Below are 384 nucleotides of genomic sequence, written 5' to 3'. Positions count from 1 at the left end.
GTCTTGGAGTCGATACCTAATTCCCTACCCCAGATTGTCTTTTCCAGTGTTGCCCGGCTTACCAAGTGGCCAACGTTGCGAAAGAGGAGCAGGGCCAAGTCGAATTCACGGTTGGAGAGCTTCACATGCTGGCCATTCAGGCTTAGTCGGCGCGTCGCCACATTGATGGCATACGACCCTACTTTTAGCTTATCCACCTGATGTTCGAAATTCGGGTAGACGCGTCGCGCCAGGGCGTGCACGCGTGCCGCAAAAACGGCTATACGAAATGGTCGGAACATGACGTCGTCAGCTCCCGCGTCATAGAGGCTCGCGAGGTCTGTGTCAGGGAATTCGTGGGTCAAGGCCAAAATGGGAGGAATACTCTTGACCTGTGAACGTATA

The 384-nt window shown here is 54.2% G+C and carries 1 protein-coding gene; it reads right to left on the bottom strand.

Annotation, left to right across the window (positions count from 1 at the left end; genetic code table 11):
- The coding region (locus KDH83_RS31900) for a winged helix-turn-helix domain-containing protein (protein ID WP_212323196.1) at positions 1-344 on the bottom strand (344 nt) is incomplete at its 3' end.
- Between the last annotated feature and the right edge of the window lie 40 nt (positions 345-384).

This window comes from Achromobacter sp. Marseille-Q0513 (genome assembly GCF_018195695.1).
GTDB lineage: Bacteria > Pseudomonadota > Gammaproteobacteria > Burkholderiales > Burkholderiaceae_B > Achromobacter.
This window is presented reverse-complemented; position numbering and strand designations above follow the sequence as displayed.